Origin of the sequence: Thalassobacillus cyri (genome assembly GCF_900107755.1) — a bacterium.
Classification (GTDB): domain Bacteria; phylum Bacillota; class Bacilli; order Bacillales; family Halobacillaceae; genus Thalassobacillus; species Thalassobacillus cyri.
On record NZ_FNQR01000028.1, the window covers coordinates 13,696 to 31,582 of the forward strand.

21 protein-coding genes are annotated in these 17,887 nt (G+C 40.4%); 14 read left to right on the forward strand and 7 right to left on the reverse strand.

Going from position 1 to position 17,887, the window contains the following annotated elements; genetic code table 11:
* Nucleotides 1–225: 225 nt before the first annotated feature.
* The 6 genes from BLV00_RS21085 to trxB all read left to right on the forward strand — a co-directional run bounded on the left by BLV00_RS21085 (nt 226) and on the right by trxB (nt 4,498).
* The gene (locus BLV00_RS21085) at nt 226–879 is read left to right on the forward strand and encodes a YhcN/YlaJ family sporulation lipoprotein (protein WP_093046881.1); all 654 of its coding nucleotides are present in this window, start codon (nt 226–228) and stop codon (nt 877–879) included.
* 112 nt (nt 880–991) lie between these two features.
* The gene (locus BLV00_RS21090; protein WP_093046882.1) at nt 992–1,150 is read left to right on the forward strand and encodes a DUF1540 domain-containing protein; all 159 of its coding nucleotides are present in this window, start codon (nt 992–994) and stop codon (nt 1,148–1,150) included.
* Between the two features lie 92 nt (nt 1,151–1,242).
* The gene (locus BLV00_RS21095; protein ID WP_093046883.1) at nt 1,243–1,587 is read left to right on the forward strand and encodes an ArsR/SmtB family transcription factor; all 345 of its coding nucleotides are present in this window, start codon (nt 1,243–1,245) and stop codon (nt 1,585–1,587) included.
* Between the two features lie 15 nt (nt 1,588–1,602).
* Nucleotides 1,603–2,898, forward strand: a complete 1,296-nt coding sequence (locus tag BLV00_RS21100) for an arsenic transporter (protein ID WP_093046884.1) — start codon at nt 1,603–1,605, stop codon at nt 2,896–2,898.
* A gap of 23 nt (nt 2,899–2,921) precedes the next feature.
* Entirely contained in the window at nt 2,922–3,344 is a 423-nt protein-coding gene (gene arsC / locus BLV00_RS21105) for an arsenate reductase (thioredoxin) (protein WP_093046885.1), read from the forward strand.
* A gap of 197 nt (nt 3,345–3,541) precedes the next feature.
* Nucleotides 3,542–4,498: a thioredoxin-disulfide reductase gene (gene trxB / locus BLV00_RS21110; RefSeq protein WP_093046886.1), complete on the forward strand. Its 957-nt coding sequence runs from the start codon at nt 3,542–3,544 to the stop codon at nt 4,496–4,498.
* A 139-nt stretch (nt 4,499–4,637) separates the two neighbouring features.
* Here the strand turns inward: trxB and BLV00_RS21115 are convergent, their stop codons facing one another.
* Nucleotides 4,638–5,873 (reverse strand): MFS transporter, encoded by a 1,236-nt coding sequence (locus BLV00_RS21115; RefSeq protein WP_093046887.1) that lies wholly within the window; start codon nt 5,871–5,873, stop codon nt 4,638–4,640.
* Nucleotides 5,874–5,909: 36 nt separating this feature from the next.
* A complete protein-coding gene (locus BLV00_RS21120; RefSeq protein WP_093046888.1) occupies nt 5,910–6,569 on the reverse strand; it encodes an ArsR/SmtB family transcription factor in 660 nt (219 codons plus the stop codon).
* 145 nt (nt 6,570–6,714) lie between these two features.
* Here BLV00_RS21120 and BLV00_RS21125 point away from each other — a divergent pair, with 145 nt between their 5' ends.
* The 5 genes from BLV00_RS21125 (at nt 6,715) to BLV00_RS22435 (ending at nt 11,072) form a co-directional block, all read left to right on the forward strand.
* A complete protein-coding gene (locus tag BLV00_RS21125) occupies nt 6,715–8,133 on the forward strand; it encodes a SpoVR family protein (protein WP_093046889.1) in 1,419 nt (472 codons plus the stop codon).
* 101 nt (nt 8,134–8,234) lie between these two features.
* The gene (locus BLV00_RS21130; RefSeq protein WP_093046890.1) at nt 8,235–8,621 is read left to right on the forward strand and encodes a fluoride efflux transporter FluC; all 387 of its coding nucleotides are present in this window, start codon (nt 8,235–8,237) and stop codon (nt 8,619–8,621) included.
* Nucleotides 8,618–8,995: a fluoride efflux transporter CrcB gene (crcB, locus tag BLV00_RS21135; RefSeq protein ID WP_093046891.1), complete on the forward strand. Its 378-nt coding sequence runs from the start codon at nt 8,618–8,620 to the stop codon at nt 8,993–8,995. Before BLV00_RS21130 ends, crcB begins: the two co-directional genes overlap by 4 nt.
* 154 nt (nt 8,996–9,149) lie before the next feature.
* Nucleotides 9,150–10,496 carry a TrkH family potassium uptake protein gene (locus BLV00_RS21140; protein ID WP_093046914.1) on the forward strand — a complete coding sequence of 449 codons (1,347 nt, stop codon included), beginning with the start codon at nt 9,150–9,152 and terminating at the stop codon, nt 10,494–10,496.
* 303 nt (nt 10,497–10,799) lie between these two features.
* Entirely contained in the window at nt 10,800–11,072 is a 273-nt protein-coding gene (locus tag BLV00_RS22435; protein ID WP_245729036.1) for a hypothetical protein, read from the forward strand.
* 42 nt (nt 11,073–11,114) lie between these two features.
* On the opposite strand, the gene BLV00_RS22135 is transcribed toward BLV00_RS22435, so the two are convergent.
* Together BLV00_RS22135 and BLV00_RS21150 are read right to left on the reverse strand one after the other, a co-directional pair.
* On the reverse strand, nt 11,115–11,255 hold the full coding sequence (locus tag BLV00_RS22135) for a hypothetical protein (RefSeq protein WP_176791782.1): 141 nt from the start codon (nt 11,253–11,255) through the stop codon (nt 11,115–11,117).
* Nucleotides 11,256–11,273: 18 nt separating this feature from the next.
* The gene (locus BLV00_RS21150) at nt 11,274–12,530 is read right to left on the reverse strand and encodes a helix-turn-helix transcriptional regulator (protein ID WP_093046892.1); all 1,257 of its coding nucleotides are present in this window, start codon (nt 12,528–12,530) and stop codon (nt 11,274–11,276) included.
* Between the two features lie 466 nt (nt 12,531–12,996).
* Between BLV00_RS21150 and pyrH the strand changes: the two genes are divergently transcribed.
* The 3 genes from pyrH (at nt 12,997) to BLV00_RS21165 (ending at nt 15,295) form a co-directional block, all read left to right on the forward strand.
* On the forward strand, nt 12,997–13,737 hold the full coding sequence (gene pyrH / locus BLV00_RS21155) for a UMP kinase (protein WP_093046893.1): 741 nt from the start codon (nt 12,997–12,999) through the stop codon (nt 13,735–13,737).
* A gap of 77 nt (nt 13,738–13,814) precedes the next feature.
* Nucleotides 13,815–14,708 carry a D-amino-acid transaminase gene (dat, locus tag BLV00_RS21160; protein ID WP_093046894.1) on the forward strand — a complete coding sequence of 298 codons (894 nt, stop codon included), beginning with the start codon at nt 13,815–13,817 and terminating at the stop codon, nt 14,706–14,708.
* Nucleotides 14,709–14,854: 146 nt separating this feature from the next.
* Nucleotides 14,855–15,295: a hypothetical protein gene (locus tag BLV00_RS21165; RefSeq protein WP_093046895.1), complete on the forward strand. Its 441-nt coding sequence runs from the start codon at nt 14,855–14,857 to the stop codon at nt 15,293–15,295.
* A 5-nt stretch (nt 15,296–15,300) separates the two neighbouring features.
* On the opposite strand, the gene BLV00_RS21170 is transcribed toward BLV00_RS21165, so the two are convergent.
* From BLV00_RS21170 to BLV00_RS21180, 3 genes are all read right to left on the reverse strand, one after another.
* Nucleotides 15,301–16,410, reverse strand: coding sequence for a GerAB/ArcD/ProY family transporter (locus BLV00_RS21170; protein ID WP_176791785.1), 1,110 nt, complete (start codon nt 16,408–16,410; stop codon nt 15,301–15,303).
* A gap of 98 nt (nt 16,411–16,508) precedes the next feature.
* The gene (locus tag BLV00_RS21175; RefSeq protein WP_176791787.1) at nt 16,509–17,621 is read right to left on the reverse strand and encodes a GerAB/ArcD/ProY family transporter; all 1,113 of its coding nucleotides are present in this window, start codon (nt 17,619–17,621) and stop codon (nt 16,509–16,511) included.
* A 21-nt stretch (nt 17,622–17,642) separates the two neighbouring features.
* Nucleotides 17,643–17,879, reverse strand: coding sequence for a hypothetical protein (locus BLV00_RS21180; RefSeq protein ID WP_093046898.1), 237 nt, complete (start codon nt 17,877–17,879; stop codon nt 17,643–17,645).
* Nucleotides 17,880–17,887 lie beyond the last annotated feature (8 nt).

The window sequence follows — 17,887 nt, forward strand, 5'->3', positions numbered from 1 at the left end:
TTGCCTTCATTTTTTTGTACTTAAAGAAAGTTTCATTTTGTTAAAAGATTACATTATAAAAAATACTCAGGGTTTCGCCGTAAGTACTAGGCGACAAGCCAAGTTTTTCTAATGGAAAATTTGTGTTTTTATTCTTGGTATCCTGTGTATAAACCTCCTCATTTTTGGAAGGATAATCAACGACAATGATTACATTCTAACCATAAAGAAGGAGGAAGTGTAAAAATGAAAATAAAAACAATTGCTCTCAGCTTTCTTGCGACAACAGCTTTGGTAGCCTGCCAGGCGGATCCAGAAGAAGGAGCACAAAATAACGACAATATTAATGGACCGGAAAATGTAGGTTTTGAAAGAGATGCAGAAGAGATGGCTGATGGCGATGATCGCGGTAAAGGTGACATGCGTAGTACGAATTATGAAGTGGCTGATCAAGCAGCAAAGACCATTACAGACCAAGTAGAAGGTGTCGATCGTGCCAATGTATTGACGACACGTAATAATGCTTATGTCGCGGTAGTCATAGATGGTAAAGATAAAGGCGATAAAAATGGCAATAACAATGATACTAACGGTACTAACAATGATTTAGGCAATCAAATGAATAATGCCAATGGTGTGCGCGACAATGGGAATAATGATAATGGAATGGACGTCGGCAGAAACGAAGATGGAGACGTCAGTGATGAAATGAAAAAGAAAATCGCCGATATTGTCAAGAACCAAAATGAAGATATCGATAATGTGTATGTTTCTACAAATCCTGATTTTGTCGACTTGACTACTAACTATGCCAATAATGTAGACGGAGGAGAACCAGTAGAAGGTTTCTTCCGCCAATTTGGTGAAATGGTAGATCGTATCTTCCCGGACGCAGAATAACAATAACCAGGCTGTTGCTAAAAGCAGCCTGGTTAATTTTTTTTGGCAATCTCCACAGGGAGAATTCTGAGCGGAAAAAAGTACAGAATAATGAATAGTGGAGGTGACAATAATGGCACAAGATGTGTTGTGTGAAGTAAATAACTGTGTGTATTATAAAGAAGGAAACCGTTGTGGTGCATCTGAAATATATGTAGTGAGCCATGCTGGAAGTACTGCTGTAGACAGCAAAGAAACAGACTGTAAAACGTTTGAGCCGAACCACCACTAAAACGAAGCAGCGTCTGGGACGCTGCTTTTTAAAAATTCACTATTGCATATATAAGCATATTCTTATAAGATTATTGATGTGGAGGTGGACGAATGGAAAAAACGACGGTAGACATAGAGCGCGCGGCAAATGTATTGAAGCTGCTTGGAGATAAAACACGACTGACAATCATTGGGCTTTTGAAGGCGAATGAGTGCTGTGTGTGCGAATTTGTCGAGATTTTACAAATGAGTCAGCCGGCAATCAGTCAACATCTTCGTAAACTGCGGGATGCAGGATTAGTAAAAGAGGAAAGACGGGGGCACTGGATTTTTTATAAATTGAATGACACGAATGATATTTATCCATTGGTGTCAGAAGTACTTGAACATATACCGGATCAAACTGAAAAATTAGAAGCATTGGAGAAATCAGGCAAACGGATTCAATGTAATTAATAGGAGGAATTGTTTTTGGCTTCTGTATTATTAGCAACCATCATCTTCATCATTACCCTGATTCTTGTCATCTGGCAGCCGAAAGGTTTAGGCATCGGGTGGACAGCGATCGGTGGAGCAATTCTTGCGTTGCTTGCAGGTGTCGTTGATTTTAACGATGTCGTGACGGTGACAGGAATCGTCTGGAATGCTACGTTAGCTTTCATCGCTATCATTATCATATCCTTGATTTTAGACGAAATCGGCTTTTTTGAATGGTCAGCGCTTCATATGGCACGGATTGCTAAAGGTAAAGGAATTCGGATGTTTGTCTACGTGACATTGCTTGGAGCGATTGTTGCGGCTCTATTTGCAAATGATGGTGCAGCGTTGATATTGACACCGATTGTTCTCGCAATGGTGCGTAACTTGAACTTTAAAGAAACGATGATCCTGCCTTTTATCATGGCAAGTGGTTTTATTGCGGATACCACCTCGCTGCCGTTAGTTGTCAGCAACCTGGTGAATATCGTATCAGCAGATTTCTTTGATATCGGGTTTGCTGAATATGCTTCACGCATGATTATTCCTAACTTTTTTTCATTAGGAGCAAGTATCCTTGTACTGTACTTATTTTTTAGAAAAGATATTCCTGAAGATTACGATATGAACCAGTTGAAAAAACCGGTGGATGCTATCAAGGATCATAAAATGTTCCGGCTCTCCTGGGGAGTATTAGCGGTCTTGCTAGTCGGATATTTTGCCAGTGAATTCATTGGTATTCCAGTTTCTATCATTGCAGGGATCGTTGCTATTTTCTTCCTGGTCATGGCACGAAGAAGCCCGGCAGTTGAAACTGCGAAAGTCATCAAAGGGGCTCCATGGGCGATCGTTTTCTTCTCAATCGGTATGTATGTCGTGGTTTATGGACTTCGTAATGTTGGGCTTACAGATGTCCTGGCTAATGTCATCCAGGCGACGGCAGATACTGGCCTGTTTGCGGCAACTATTTCGATGGGTTTCATCGCCGCTATCCTGTCTTCGATAATGAACAATATGCCGACCGTCATGATTGATGCACTGGCGATTGCCGATACGAATACTTCCGGTACCATTCGTGAAGCATTGATTTATGCCAATGTCATCGGTTCTGACCTGGGACCAAAAATCACCCCGATCGGTTCACTTGCCACGTTACTGTGGCTTCACGTACTTTCCTTGAAAGGAGTAAAAATCTCCTGGGGCTATTACTTCAAGGTAGGGATCATTTTGACTATACCAACACTGTTCATCACGTTAGTTGGTCTATATTTATGGTTGTTGCTCATTTAAATCTAAAAAAAAGGAGAATCATTATGTCTAAAAAACCAGTCATTTATTTCTTATGTACAGGAAACTCCTGCCGAAGCCAGATGGCAGATGGGTTTGGTAAAAAATATCTTGGCGATGAGTATGAAGTATTGTCAGCAGGAATCGAAGCTCATGGCTTGAATCCGAATGCAGTGAAAGCGATGAAGGAAGTAGGAATCGATATCAGCAATCATACTTCCGATATTATTGATCCTGAAATTTTGAACAACGCAGCCTATGCGATTACATTGTGCGGGGATGCTAACGATAAGTGTCCGGTAACTCCTCCGCACGTGACCCGCTATCATTGGGGGTTTGACGACCCTGCCAAAGCGGAAGGTACCGACGAAGAAAAATGGGTTGTATTCCAGCGTGTCCGGGATGAAATAGAAGCACGTATCAAACGTTTTGCAGAACATGGAGAATAGAAATCACTTAAACCGGGGACTTGTTCCCCGGTTTTTTGGGTAAGCACAGCCAGTTTCTAAGTGACTTGGATAATATGTTTGGAAAAATCCCAGCTTGGTTAATAGGTATAATGGAAGGAAATATGTTAGATAAGCAATAGGTTGCAATTTTTGGACATACTATCAACTAACCAATGAACTGTTAGGAGGAATAACAAATGGCTCATAAAGCGATTATTTTAGGAACAGGTCCGTCCGGGTTGACGGCAGCTGTCTATTTAGCAAGAGCAAATATGGAACCACTGGTGATAGAAGGTCCGGAACCAGGTGGACAATTGACATTGACGACAGAAGTGGAAAACTATCCTGGATTTCCTGATGGAATCATGGGACCGGAATTGATGGATAATATGAAAAAACAAGCCCAGCGTTTCGGTGCGACATTTGAACGGGGCTGGGTGACAGATGTCGATACATCAAACCGACCTTTTAAGATTTCCGTAGATGGTCTTGGTGAGCTCGAAGCAGACTCTCTGATTGTTTCTACAGGCGCCTCAGCTAAAATGCTCGGCATCCCGGGAGAGAAAGAAAACATGGGGAAAGGTGTCAGTACCTGTGCAACCTGTGATGGATTCTTTTTCCGGGATAAAAAAGTGTTGATTGTCGGTGGCGGTGACTCCGCAATGGAAGAGTCCAACTTCCTGACCAAATTTGCAAGTGAAGTGAACGTCGTACACCGTCGTCATGAGCTTCGCGCTTCAAAAATTATGCAGGATCGTGCGAAGAACAACCAAAAAATCACATGGAGACTTAACAAAACCCCAATCGAAGTCCTTTCAGACGGTATGAAAGTTTCCGGTCTTAAAGTGAAGGATAACGATACCGGTGAAGAGGAAATTATTGAAGCAGATGGCATTTTCATTGCCATTGGTCATAATCCGAACACGGAATTTCTAAAGGGGCAAGTCGATACGGATGAAAACGGCTATATCCAGGTGACTCCTGGTACGACGAATACCAATATCCCTGGCTTGTTCGCTTGCGGCGATGTCCAGGACAATAAATATCGCCAGGCGATTACAGCTGCAGGAACAGGTTGTATGGCAGCTATGGATGCCGAGAAGTATCTGGAAGGTGAAGTGACGATCGACTGGAGTCAAAACTTATCCTCGTAATAACAAAAGCGTGCAGACAAAATCTGCACGCTTTTGTTACACTTCAGGAAAGTTTTACATTTTTAAAGGGTTAAAGTATAAGAAAAGACTAAGGCTTTCGCCATCAGGAATTGGCGATAAGCCAAGTTATTCTAAGAAATTACTTTTCTAACGTTTCGTCCATGCGGAAAGCAGTTATGAGGCCTGCCAGAAATGGCATCAATGCAACCAGAGCGATAGACCAGCTGACACCGAGCATATCGGCGATGAGACCGGCTAATAATGCGCCGAAAGCATAACCGCTGTCCCGCCAAAAACGATAAACTCCCATTGAAGTAGCCCGCCAATCAGGGTGGGCGACATCACTGATCGATGCCATGATTGTCGGATAAACCATCGCTGTGCCAATCCCTAATAGGAGCGCACCCAACAACCATAAAGGGTAGCTATTGACCATCAATATGAGCCATAGGGATAAAGCTTGCAGCCACATCCCAGTGGTTATTAGCCATTTACGTCCGATTCGGTCACTTAACACGCCAGTGAAAAGCTGGAAAAATCCCCAGGCTGCCGGATAAACGGCGACGACCGTTCCAATTTGTCCGACAGACAAACCGCCAGAAGCGAAGAATATCGGAAATAATCCCCACGCCATCCCGTCTTTCAAGTTAGTAGTGAGACCTGCAAAACTGCTGCTTGCCAGGTTTTTATTTTTCCAGGTCGTACGGCTGAATACTTCTTTTGTCGAGAGAGCATCCGTCATTTGTTGCTTTTCACTTTTAGCCTGGACTTTTAAATGTTTATCTGTATTCTTGGCAAATAGAGATAGAATGAAACCGATGATCACGATTACGATTCCTATATAAAAAGGTTCAGGACTTAACGAATACCTGGAAGCTACATACCCTGAAACTGCTGCCATCAATGCAACACCGATATACCCGGCAAACTCATTGAAACCGACAGCCAATCCGCGCTGTGTCGGTTTGGCAAGGTCAACTTTCATATTTACCGTCATCGACCAGGTTAATGCCTGGTTAATTCCCAAGAGAACGTTGGCAAAAACGATGACCCACCAGGCTTGAGCAAAAATGACAAGCAGGGGGACCGATAAACCGATAGCCCACCCAAGGAGGAGGACGTGTTTTCTCCCAATCCGATCAGCCAGGTCTCCTGCAAAGAAATTGACGATTGCTTTAGAAAAACCGAAACTTACAATGAAAGAAAGAGCAGCACTCGTGGAGGCCAGACCGAATTGTTCTTCACCGATTATCGGCAGAATTGTCCTTTCGAGCCCAACCATCGAACCGACAAAAAAGTTGATTAGAACGAGTAAGGAAAATTGTACAATATTTTCTTTTACACCGACTTGTATTTTATTTAATGACCCTTCCATATCCAATCACCTCAAAAAGATAGCATGCTGCTTCCGTTAATGATTTTGGTTCGCCTGGTATTGCTTCCATTCATGGACACCCGCTTCCAAGCGGGCTGCTTGATAACCTTGTTCTTTGAGAAATTCGACTGCTTCTGTGGCATATACACAATAAGGACCGCGGCAGTATGCGATGACTTCTTTATCACTTGGTAAATTTTTAAAATGGTCATTCAATTCCTCAACCGGAATCGATATCGCTCCTTCTATATGTCCACTTAGAAATTCTGATTGAGGCCTTACATCTATCAGAACATGACTGTCACCTTCCTTAAGGTCGAACCAATCCTCCAGCTCAATCGTTTCTAATTGATCTCCTCTTACAATAAAATCCTCGCGTAAGTGATTTATTTCAGAAATTTGATCTTCGGCAATTGATTTCATGGAAAATAATAAATTTACCACCTTTGGATTGGCTAGCTGGTAAATGACATAGTTCTTATTTTTTTGATAATCAACCAGGCGGGCGTCGAGTAGTGCTTGTAAATGCTTGGACGTATTAGCCATTGACATATTGCTTTCCCGTGCCAAAGTTTCTACAGATTTAGGAGATTGCGAGAGTAAATCTAACAGTTCAAATCGTTTTGGACTTGATAAAACTTTTCCCATTCGTGCGAAATCGCCATATATGGCGTCTTTAAATGTTCTGGCATCCAAAGGAAGTACCTCCTAACTATTCAACTGATTAGTTGAATATTACCATATAAATTTATCTTTTGTAAATGTGTAAACTTTATTCCTTCTCATCATTCTCCTAAAAAACTCATACATTAGAGTAATAATCAATAAGGGGGAGAACTAATTGAGATCTGAGCAGCAACAGCAGCTGAATAAAGCAATTAGCGAAATTACTGAAATCGCAGAAGGGTTTGGTCTGGATTTTTACCCGATGCGTTATGAAATTTGTCCCGCTGATATCATCTATACATTTGGTGCTTACGGCATGCCGACACGTTTTTCCCATTGGAGCTTTGGGAAGCAATATCATAAAATGAAGCTGCAATATGACTTAGGTCTAAGCAAAATTTATGAGCTGGTTATCAATTCCAACCCATGTTATGCATTCTTATTGAATTCCAACAGCCTGGTTCAAAATAAACTGATTGTTGCCCATGTGCTTGCCCACTGTGACTTTTTCAAAAATAATGTGCGGTTTCAGAATACGAACCGTGATATGGTAGAAAGCATGTCTGCGACTGCTGAACGTATTTCTGCTTACGAGCATAAATATGGCAAGCAGGAGGTAGAGGATTTCCTGAATGCCATCTTAGCAATTCAGGAACATATTGATCCTTCGCTGGTAAGGCCGAAATTAGAATGGACGTGGCAGGAGGTAGAGGAAGAGGAAGAAGAAGAACCGGCACCAAGGCCGACACCATATGATGATTTATGGAAGCTTGGCGATGAGCCAAAAGAAGAACCTGCAACCAAAAAGAAAAAGAAATTTCCACCAAGACCCGAAAAAGATTTACTATTATTTATCGAACAGTACAGCCGTGAATTGGAACCCTGGCAGCGCGATATCCTGACAATGATGCGCCAGGAAATGCTGTACTTCTGGCCACAATTGGAAACGAAGATCATGAACGAAGGCTGGGCTTCCTACTGGCATGCCCGTATCCTTCGGGAAATGGACCTGACAAGTGGTGAATCGGTGGAGTTTGCCAAGCTTAATGCAGGGGTCGTCCAGCCATCACGGACACAAATCAACCCTTATTATTTAGGGTTAAAAATCTTCGAAGATATTGAAGAACGTTATGATAATCCGACGGAAGAGATGAAAAAGCGTGGAGTCGAACCAGGTTCAGGTCGAGAAAAGATGTTTGAGGTTAGGGAGATTGAGTCTGATATCTCTTTCATTCGTAATTATCTAACCAAAGATTTGTGCCGAAACGAAGATTTGTACCTGTTTCAAAAGCAAGGAAAGGACTATAAGATTTCCGATAAAGATTATGAAGCGGTGCGAGACCAGCTGGTAACAATGCGTGTAAATGGTGGCTTTCCATACATCACTGTCAATGATGGTGATTTCCTGAAAAATGGGGAGCTTTATTTGAAGCATCATTATGAAGATGTTGAGCTCGATCTGGAATATTTGGAACGGACCATGCCATATATTTATCAGCTATGGGGACGTCCTGTTCATATGGAAACGGTTGTTGAAAATAAAGAAGTGTTGTTCAGTTATAGCGGGAAGAAAGTGCAGAAGAAGTTTTTATAATAAAATAGAAAGTCCTGGCGGTACTTCTCCGCCAGGGCTTTTTTGATGAGCGACGAAATAAGGTATACTAAATGAATACCAGTCCAAGGAGGGAGAGGTTGATGTATAAAAACCTGATAGCAATCGGAATTGGAGGGGCATTAGGGACGCTCTGTCGTTATTTCATTAACCTTCAGACCCTCTCAACTGGCCTCCCGATAGGTACGGTCATAGAAAACCTTATTGGCAGTATGCTGCTCGGTCTGTTTACCGGATGGGTTTTACATAAAAAAACGAAGGAATGGTTTAGTGCGGGAATCGGAGTCGGTTTTTGCGGCGGGTTTACAACGATGTCCACGCTAGCAGCGGACACGATATCCCTCAATGGCCAGGTATCGTTCATAGCGTCTATCATTTATTTAGTCGTTTCAATATTCGGAGGAATCGTTCTTGCTTTTGGTGGATTAGTGCTGGGAGCAAAGTGGAGTGCGAGGTGGAATGGAAGATGAACATTATTTTAGTGGCTATCGGAGGCGCGTTGGGAGCGATGGCAAGGTACCTGCTTGGTTTGATCATCATGAACCGTTTTACGGATCCTCCGATCCCTTTTGCCATGCTGACTGTAAATATCCTTGGATCCTTCGTTCTTGGCCTATTTTTCGGTCTGTTTTATGGTGCTATTCCTGGAGATGCTTATCAAGATTCACTTTTCTTATCTGTGGGAATAGGATTTTTCGGGGCCTTTACAACTTTTTCTACGTTCAGTGTAGAATTAGTCCAGCTGGTGAAGAAGCAATATTACAGCAAAGCTGTTATCTACCTTAGTATATCTGTACTCGGAAGTATTACGGCTTTTGTAGTGGGCTTATATGCAGGGGGATAATGGGGGTTTAATTTGTATTAAACCTATTAATTTTTCTTGCTAAAATAAAAATTGTTCATTATTGTAGGATGTATGGCAATAATTAACTTGTTTTTATATCGTAATCAATTACTTTGGAAAGCTGTGAGTAGCTATGAAATTAAAACATCATAAAATGAAAAGTCTCGATCGGATACATCGATTTACATCTGCGCAACTGATCGTTTTATATTATATATCAGCTGTAATCATCGCTACACTATTACTTAGTTTGCCATTCACCCATCGCCCGGGGGTGGAGTTGACATTCGTTGATACGTTGTTTACTGCTGTAAGTGCTATCAGTGTCACTGGACTTACGGTTGTTAACACAGCTGATACATTCAGCACCCCAGGTTACTTTGTTTTGATGTTCGTACTCCAATTTGGCGGCATCGGAATCATGACTCTGGGTACCTTCGTTTGGCTGTTATTTGGTAAGCGTATCGGTCTGAGGGAAAGACAACTGATTATGACAGACCAGAATCAAACCACTCTCTCGGGTCTGGTTCAATTAATGAAACATATATTAGGGCTTATTTTAATCATTGAGTTTATTGGCTTTTTAATATTAGGAACTTATTTTTTGCAGTATTTCCCTTCTTGGCAGGAAGCCTATATACAGGGAGCATTTGCGGCTGTGAGTGCAACGACGAATGCAGGATTTGATATAACCGGAAGCTCTCTTGTACCATTCGCCGATGACTATTTTGTACAGTTTTTAAACATTGTATTACTGATTCTGGGGGCAATTGGTTTTCCTGTTCTGATAGAAGCAAAAGAGTTTCTTACTTATAAAGGGGATAATTATCGTTTTTCCCTTTACACTAAATTAACGACAACTACTTTCTTCTTGTTAGTGTTGATAGGAACCATATTTATTTTAGTTTTTGAACAGGGAAATTTCCTTGCAGATAAATCCTGGCATGAAAGTTTCTTTTATGCTTTATTTCAATCGGTTACTACTAGAAATGGCGGGCTGGCTACTATGGATGTCAGTCAGTTCAACACAGGAACCTTGTTGGGTATTTCTATGCTGATGTTTATTGGTGCTTCTCCTAGTAGTGTAGGTGGTGGCGTCCGTACCACAACCTTCGCGATAGCTGTTTTGAGTCTTTATGTATTTGCTAGAGGGAAGACGACGATTAAAATCTTCGACAGGGAAATTTATCAAAATGATGTGATACGTTCTTATATCGTAATCACAACGGCCTCATTGATTTGTGCTTTTGCGGTAATCACATTGTCCACGATCGAAGATGCTTTTACTTTGACGGAAATTATTTTTGAAGTATCATCAGCTTTCGGAACGACTGGACTTTCTATGGGGATCACTCCTGAGCTAAGTACTGGCGGCAAATCAGTAATCATGTTACTGATGTTTATCGGAAGAATCGGGATTTTCTCTTTATTATTTATCGTAAGAGGAAAAGAAATCAAAGAACATTATCATTATCCAAAAGAACGAGTCATTATTGGTTGATTCTCAAGAAAGTTATCCTATCCCAGATGTCCTCATTAGGACTATCTGGGATTTTAATTTAAAGCAGCAGGGAATCAGCTGAAGAATTTGTATGAGGAGGGAAATGAAATAAACAGTGGACAAAAGAAATTAAAATTAATGCTCCCATTGAAGTCATCTGGAATTTATTCGAGGGCTCTACGGAAAATATGCAAAAATCATGCCGCAAGTCATGGAGAATGAGCCTGTTGTATTAAAAGAGGAAGTAGTAGGAGCATTTATCGGCAGAAGTATAAAGAGGGTAAGCGAATAAAAGAATATGACGTGGAAACATTGAAGTACCAGAACACTCCTAAGGAGAAAAAGCTTAAAGTAGGATTCACGCTTGCTAAGATGCTTGACATTACAGCGAAATACGAGTTGGAATATATCAATGACACTCCTACAAACTTCCGTTATACGGCAACGAATAAGCCCCTTAAATGGTTTGTGAAAATTTTTATGGTGTTCGCAAGTGAAAAAATGGTGACTCAGTTTGTCGAGAGGGTAAAACGGGTTGCTGAGGAAACGTATCACAATGAAGAAGAGAGTATATAAAAAGGAACAGTTGGTTTATCACCAACTGTTCCTTTTTGTGTCTTATTCAGTAACTTCGATAGAGTTTAGACCGCCAACAGCTGGTTCTTCTCCAGCAAGATCGGTTGTGTTGTCATTACCAAAGCCTAATGCAAAAACTGCGGCCAAAGCTAGTACACCCAAGATTTTAGTGAATTTTTTCATTTGTTCCACTCCTTTACATTAATATTTTAAAGCCTTCTGGTAATAGATGCTTGAAACTTTATAATTCGCCTCCTGGAAATGATAATCTCCAAGAGAGCGGTATGCCCGATAAAGAAGTTCATTTTCATTTTGTTTCTCATAATATTCTATGGCTCTATCTAATTCTTTTAAATATTCCTCATTATTTAAAAATTTCAGGATAAAGTCTGTAAATAAAATAGTGATGTAAGGCTTATTTTGATTAGTTAAATTATTTTCATGTAAAGCCTGATATAACTGGAAGCCTTTTTCTTTTTCTTCCTTGATAATATATATTTCAATTAAAGCCCGATAAGCACTCCACAAGGGAGTTCGTCCTTCTGCCAATTCAATTTCTATAGATTTTTGTAAAAATTCCTCAGCTTCTGAATATTTTTTCAAATCGATATTAATTAATCCCTTATTATGGTAAATAAGTGTTAGCAGTTCTGTATATCCATATTTAGTTGCAGTAATCAAAGCTTGTTTTAAATATTGCAATGCTTCTTCATGTTGACCAGTTTTCATATGTTGGGCTGCCAACAAGTTATTGGTTTTACATAGTAAAATTTCATATTTTTTCGTATATTCAAACATGAACTTGGCTTTTAGGCCAAACTGTATAGCCTTACTATGTAGCTCTAGTTTTCCGTATAATAAAGCGATATTATAAATGACAGCTGCCTTCATAGGGCCTTGCTCGACTGAATCCACAAACATTTCCATGTAGTATGTGCTTTCTTTGATCATATTTTCTGAGAACATTTTCAGCGCCATCATATAATTGAAGCTTTCTCTTACCAGTTTTGGATAAGAGCGTAATTCTGTTTCATCAATATAATGAATGATGAAGTTTTCGTATAAGTCGATGGCTTTTTTCGTATCATTGATTTTGAAGTAATAAGCACATTTTAAACATAAATAAGTGGCTTCCAGGTTGATCGGCGATAGGTACTCGAAATAGTTCTCTTCGATGACATCGATCACTTCTTTTGCCTTGTCCGGGTGCAGGACAATATTGGAAAGAAGCAGGCGTAGAATATATTCCGCGTCTTCATCCCGTCGTTCATAGTTGGTCAAAAAACCCGCGCATACTTCGAATTTACGTTCTAAAGCTTGCAACACATGCGGCCTGGGAGGGTAGTTGCCCTCTTCTATTTTAGCCAGGTAACTGGAAGAGGTAATAGTGTCTGCGGTTTGCTTTAAGGTTAGCTTCCGGTTATTTCTCATGATTTGAATGCGATTCCCGATGTGCATAATCAGACCCCATTGTGTGTTTATTCCAAAGACTCAGATAGAGAGTCTTAATTATTTTCATATTATACCAAAAGTGGAAAAAAGGAAATATGCCTTACTGTTTTTGTGAGAATACTATCATGAAAAACAGGTAAATATACCTATTTGTTGTTGCTTTTTCCTTATTACATGCTTCTGAATTACATGTTTTTCAAGGTTAATTTATCTAGTAATACTACAAAATGATGATGGGTAAAAAGTTATCCTTTTCAAATATTCTGAATATGCTATAATAACTTAACAAATCTGAAGAGGTAAGGAGCGATTACCATGGAACAGCTTAGAGAAAAGCCACATCATGATCCAGTAGATGACAATCGTTCCTTTATGAAGTGAGAGTATAGGCGTATTCGCCCTTGCTCTCTTTTTTTATGCTGAAATTTTAACAAGATAACGTTTGCAAATGGCCGATAGGAGGAAAAAAGGTATGAGATACCGTCGGGTTTTAGTCAAAATCAGTGGTGGAGCGCTTGGAGGAGCCAATAATGAAAATTTCGATCATGCACATTTGGAGCATATCTCCAATGAAATTTTGTCTCTTGTAGATACTGGCATCGAAATAGCAATCGTAGTCGGGGGCGGAAATATTTTCCGGGGAAGGACTGCTGAAGCCTGGGGAATCGATCGGGTAGAGGCTGACAATATCGGTACGATGGGAACTGTGATCAATAGTCTCATGTTACGAGGTGTATTAAAAAGCAAAACGGAGAGGGAAGTCAGAGTGATGACTTCGGTACCGATTTCGACCGTAGCTGAACCATATATCCGTCTGAAAGCTATGCACCATTTGGAAAAAGGATACCTGATTATCTGTGCGGGCGGTAATGGTCAACCGTTTGTGACGACAGATTACCCGGCTGTCCAGCGTGCTGTAGAGTTGGAATGTGATGCTATTTTGGTAGCAAAACAAGGGGTGGATGGCGTGTTCACTGCAGATCCAAATAAACATAAACATGCCAAAATGTATACTTCCTTGAATTATGATGATATTCTTATCAACAACATTCAAGTGATGGACCAGACTGCTTTGCTGCTGGCGAGAGACCACAAGCTTCCTGTCCACATATTTAACTTTGACTACCCTGACATTATGAAAAAATTATGTGGGGGGATGGATGTCGGCACAATTGTTTCGGGCCATCCTTCCATGTTGAAAGAAGACGTATAATTTTACCCCAATAAAAAAGATGATTTATAGGAAGAATATTAGTAACATAGTGATTGACTGTAAAGGAGAGAGCGTTCATGGCAATCAAACCGATCATTTTGTCAGATAAAGAATTTTTGAATCATGAAGAATTGCATTATCCATTCGAAGAAAGAGGATTGCAGTTCGGTGATGGTGTTTACGAAGTAATCCGGGTTTATGATGGCAATTATTATTTAATGGAAGAACACATCGACCGGTTATTCCGTTCTGTAGAAGCAATAAAAATTACGATGCCTTACTCAAAAGAGGAACTGAAAGGTTTGCTTCAGCAGTTGTTAGAAAAAAATCAGGTAGATCTAGACGCCAAGGTCTATTTGCAAATAACGAGAGGCTCGGCAGCCAGGGATCATGCCTTCCCTGTGGATGTGAAGCCTAACTTTTATGCATATGCCCAAGAGTTTTCCAGGAACTTGCCAGCCATGTGGAATGGCGGATCAGTTATGTCCCATCCAGACCACCGTTGGGATTGGTGTTATATCAAGAGCTTGAACCTGCTCCCAAATGTACTTGCGAAACAGGAAGCGAAAGAGAACGGCTGTATGGAAGCGATCCTTCATAAAGATGGAGTCGTTACGGAAGGCAGTTCTTCCAATGCCTACCTCGTGCGAGATGGGAAAGTATATACCCATCCCGCTAAGAAAAATATATTACATGGATGTGTCCGCATGAGGGTGGAGCAGTTTTGTGATGATCTGGGCATACCATTTGTGGAAGAAGCATTTCGTGTCGATGATATTCAACATGCTGACGAGATGTTCATTACCAGCAGTACGACTGAGGTAACTCCAGTCACGCATTTCGATGGTAAAAAAATTACGACAGGCTCTCCAGGTGAGGTTACCAGAAAGCTTCAATATGCCTATGAGAAAGATGCTGGTATTCCAACAGCAAAATCACTCTTCGAAAGTGCGGAAAAGCAAAACGCTTAAAGAGCTTATGTACTACTGTGATATAAATGATACAGGCTAATTTTGCCTGTATCATTTTTTTATCTCTTTTATTTTGAGGAAAGGCGGCCAAACTATCCATGGCGGCTTTTTTTGTGTACGATGAAGAGGAAAGGAGGGGCAACCCGATGAAAAAAGTTCATTTGGAATTTACACCAGTACAATACCAGAAGCTTGTGGAAGCCCTGTTTTTAGGAGGATGGGTAACCAATACCACAAGAGATGATTTAGATGAGGAGTTTGAATCGCTTCGTGACTATGTCTTTCAACATTATAAAGAGGCAGGAATGGAAGGTTTGATTGAAGAGAATCAAGAGATAGGTTATAAAGATTTGAATGTTGACTATGAGTCGACACTGCTTTCCCGTTACATCGATCGTTATGATGAACAAGTATTCTGGGAAAAGCTAGCAGAAAAGTTATCGGACCGTGAGTTGGTTAATTTGGAAGGTCCCATTGCAGTTCCACTCAATGAGGCGCAAATCTTAAAGAAGCTTGCTCTTGAAGAAGAGATTGAAGAAGATTTACACATAAATGGGCTGGAGCATGTGAAGTGGGAGCGAAAATGAATACTTTATTTTCGTGACCTCCCACTTTCTTGTTTCTTCTTCTTTATAATAGCTCCTATCAATAGTAACAGCGGCAGGACAAACCCATGCATTGTTGCGTAAGGAAGCCATGTGCTATTGACAAAACTTTCAAAGTAAGCGACATCAGGATACGCAATGATAGAAAGTACTACCATGCCCATTCCTAATGGCAATAATAAAATCCGATAGTCATCAATTTTTAAAAATTGAGCGATTCCTAAACTGGAAGCATAATAAAGGATGACCAGTTTGAAGAAAATGGTCAGCATCCATACGATGGCCACGATGATTTCTAATCCCTCTAAGAACCCCGCAATATTTATCTTTGTTGCCAGTTCATATATGGGATATTCATTCAAAGCCGTAAGGTCACTGCCTAACACAAGAATGCTGAACAAGGTTATCAGTGTCAAAAAACCGCCTCCGATCAATAACCCTATCAACCAGGCATGTTTGGCTTTGCTTTTTTCTTTCACTTGCGGATAAATCATCAAAAATATGACCATTTCCAGTATCGGAGTGCCGATGACAGTTAAGGAAGTACTTGTAATGGAGCGTAAACCACTACCAAACATGGGCTTAAGGTTATTGATGTCAAGTTGTGGTGTAAGTGAAAGGAAAAGGAAAACCAATAATATAATCATCCAAGTGATGAACATTTCTGCCGAACGGCCAATCGTTTCGATACCCAAACGAGCTCCCAGTATTACGACTAATAAGAAAAGGATATGAGTGTATTGTAGAGGCGTTTCAACCATCATCTGTGTGGTCATGAAATCACCGATATTTCGCAATACTAATGCGGCCAGGATATAAATAAAAGACAGGTGAAAGAAACTGATGATTCGACCGAACCAATTTCCGAAGATATCAATAGCTGCTTCTACAAATGTTTTATTTCCAATGGTAATACTGATTTTATGATATAAATGCACCAATAATATTCCGATCACTGTACCTAATATAGCGGAGATCCAACCATCCTGCTTTGCTCCGGCAGCTAATGGACCAGGAATAATGAGAATGGAACTTCCTATTAAAAAAAGTATCACTAAATACATAAATTGGCGCGCACTGATTGTCTTATTGTTCATCTTTTTCATCCTCGTTGATCGGGTCTAAAAATATTCTTATCTGGCTATAAAATCATTCACTCCAAGAAAGAAAATGGAAAAGAAATGAAAATTCACGTCTATTTTACTTTTGATGTTCCCTTATATGGGTGTCTTTTCTTTTTAATCAAGGCCCCAATCAATAATAAAAGTGGCAGCAAGAAGCCATGCATCAGTTTGTATGGCAGCACATTTTTAACAAACGTCTCAAAATAAGCGACATCCGGATAGACGATGATCGATAACACGACAAGTCCCATCCCTAAAGGTAATAATAAAGGGCGGTAATCATCTAAATTCAAAAATTGAGAAATACCTAATGCAGCAGCATAATAAAGAATCACTAACTTAAAAAAGATAGTCAGCATCCAGACGATCGCTACGATAATTTCTATGCCTTCCAGGAAACCTGCTATGTTTATTTTGGATGCCAGCTCGTAAATCGGATAGGAGTTCAATGCAGTGAGGTCACTGCCGAGCACAAGAATGCAGAAAAAGGTGATCAGACTCAAAAGCCCTCCCCCGATTAATAACCCCCACAGCCATGCGTGCCTGGCTTTTGCTTTTTCTTTTACGTTGGGGTAGAGCATCAGTAAGACAACCATTTCAAGAATTGGCGTATTGATTACAGTAAGTGATGCGCCAATCATTGATTTTGGATAACTACTGAATATGGGCTGGATATTATTTGGCTCAAGCTGTGGAGTAAGAAAAAAGAATAGAAAAAACAGTAAAAGCATGATCCAGGTGATGAACATCTCTGCAGAACGTCCAACCACTTCAATTCCTAAACGAGCGGCCAAAATGACGACAATCATGAACAGAATATGAGTGAATTGCAGGGGGGTATCAATCATGATTTGCGTAGTCATGAAGTCGCCGATATTACGCAAAACTAAAGAAGCAAGGATATAAATAAAGGAAAGATGGAAAAATGCGATGACTCTTCCAATCCAATTGCCAAACACATGAATTGATCCTTGTATAAAGTTTCGGTCTCCAAGTGCTACACCCAGTTTGTGGTACAACAACACAAACAACACACCTGTACTCATTCCAACAATGGAAGAAATCCACCCGTCCTGTTGGGCTGTCGCTGCTAGAGGGGTAGGAACGATCAGGATGGAACTCCCAATTAAAAAAAGAATGACAAGGTACATGAATTGACGCGGGCTGATTGTGTTATTATCCATCTTCATTCATCCTCGCTTAAATCATTTGTACAAAGTATTTTGCAGCCAGGTATTGACAGGGGCATAAAAAGCCTGGATAAGGTCTAAGGGATTTGGCGGTTCTTTGCCCATGCTCTCAATTAAGCTAACCATAGTAGCTGCAAATAGGAAGAAACAAAAATAACCTAACTCTTTCTTTTTGTTTTCCTTTATAAGTTTGGGAGCTTCAATAAAAAAGATAGCAGCTGCTACTAGCACCACACCTAGAATCGGCCACATGAAAACAT

Coding starts and splice junctions, on each gene's coding strand:
- dat (WP_093046894.1), top strand. CDS start 13,815: ATGGCAATCAAACCGATCATTTTGTCAGATAAAGAATTTTTGAATCAT.
- BLV00_RS21170 (WP_176791785.1), bottom strand. CDS start 16,410: ATGAACAATAAGACAATCAGTGCGCGCCAATTTATGTATTTAGTGATA.
- BLV00_RS21130 (WP_093046890.1), top strand. CDS start 8,235: ATGTATAAAAACCTGATAGCAATCGGAATTGGAGGGGCATTAGGGACG.
- BLV00_RS22135 (WP_176791782.1), bottom strand. CDS start 11,255: ATGAAAAAATTCACTAAAATCTTGGGTGTACTAGCTTTGGCCGCAGTT.
- BLV00_RS21090 (WP_093046882.1), top strand. CDS start 992: ATGGCACAAGATGTGTTGTGTGAAGTAAATAACTGTGTGTATTATAAA.
- BLV00_RS21115 (WP_093046887.1), bottom strand. CDS start 5,873: ATGGAAGGGTCATTAAATAAAATACAAGTCGGTGTAAAAGAAAATATT.
- BLV00_RS21140 (WP_093046914.1), top strand. CDS start 9,150: ATGAAAAGTCTCGATCGGATACATCGATTTACATCTGCGCAACTGATC.
- crcB (WP_093046891.1), top strand. CDS start 8,618: ATGAACATTATTTTAGTGGCTATCGGAGGCGCGTTGGGAGCGATGGCA.
- BLV00_RS21175 (WP_176791787.1), bottom strand. CDS start 17,621: ATGGATAATAACACAATCAGCCCGCGTCAATTCATGTACCTTGTCATT.
- BLV00_RS21085 (WP_093046881.1), top strand. CDS start 226: ATGAAAATAAAAACAATTGCTCTCAGCTTTCTTGCGACAACAGCTTTG.
- BLV00_RS21150 (WP_093046892.1), bottom strand. CDS start 12,530: ATGCACATCGGGAATCGCATTCAAATCATGAGAAATAACCGGAAGCTA.
- BLV00_RS21095 (WP_093046883.1), top strand. CDS start 1,243: ATGGAAAAAACGACGGTAGACATAGAGCGCGCGGCAAATGTATTGAAG.
- arsC (WP_093046885.1), top strand. CDS start 2,922: ATGTCTAAAAAACCAGTCATTTATTTCTTATGTACAGGAAACTCCTGC.
- BLV00_RS21180 (WP_093046898.1), bottom strand. CDS start 17,879: ATGTGGCCGATTCTAGGTGTGGTGCTAGTAGCAGCTGCTATCTTTTTT.
- BLV00_RS21165 (WP_093046895.1), top strand. CDS start 14,855: ATGAAAAAAGTTCATTTGGAATTTACACCAGTACAATACCAGAAGCTT.
- pyrH (WP_093046893.1), top strand. CDS start 12,997: ATGAGATACCGTCGGGTTTTAGTCAAAATCAGTGGTGGAGCGCTTGGA.
- trxB (WP_093046886.1), top strand. CDS start 3,542: ATGGCTCATAAAGCGATTATTTTAGGAACAGGTCCGTCCGGGTTGACG.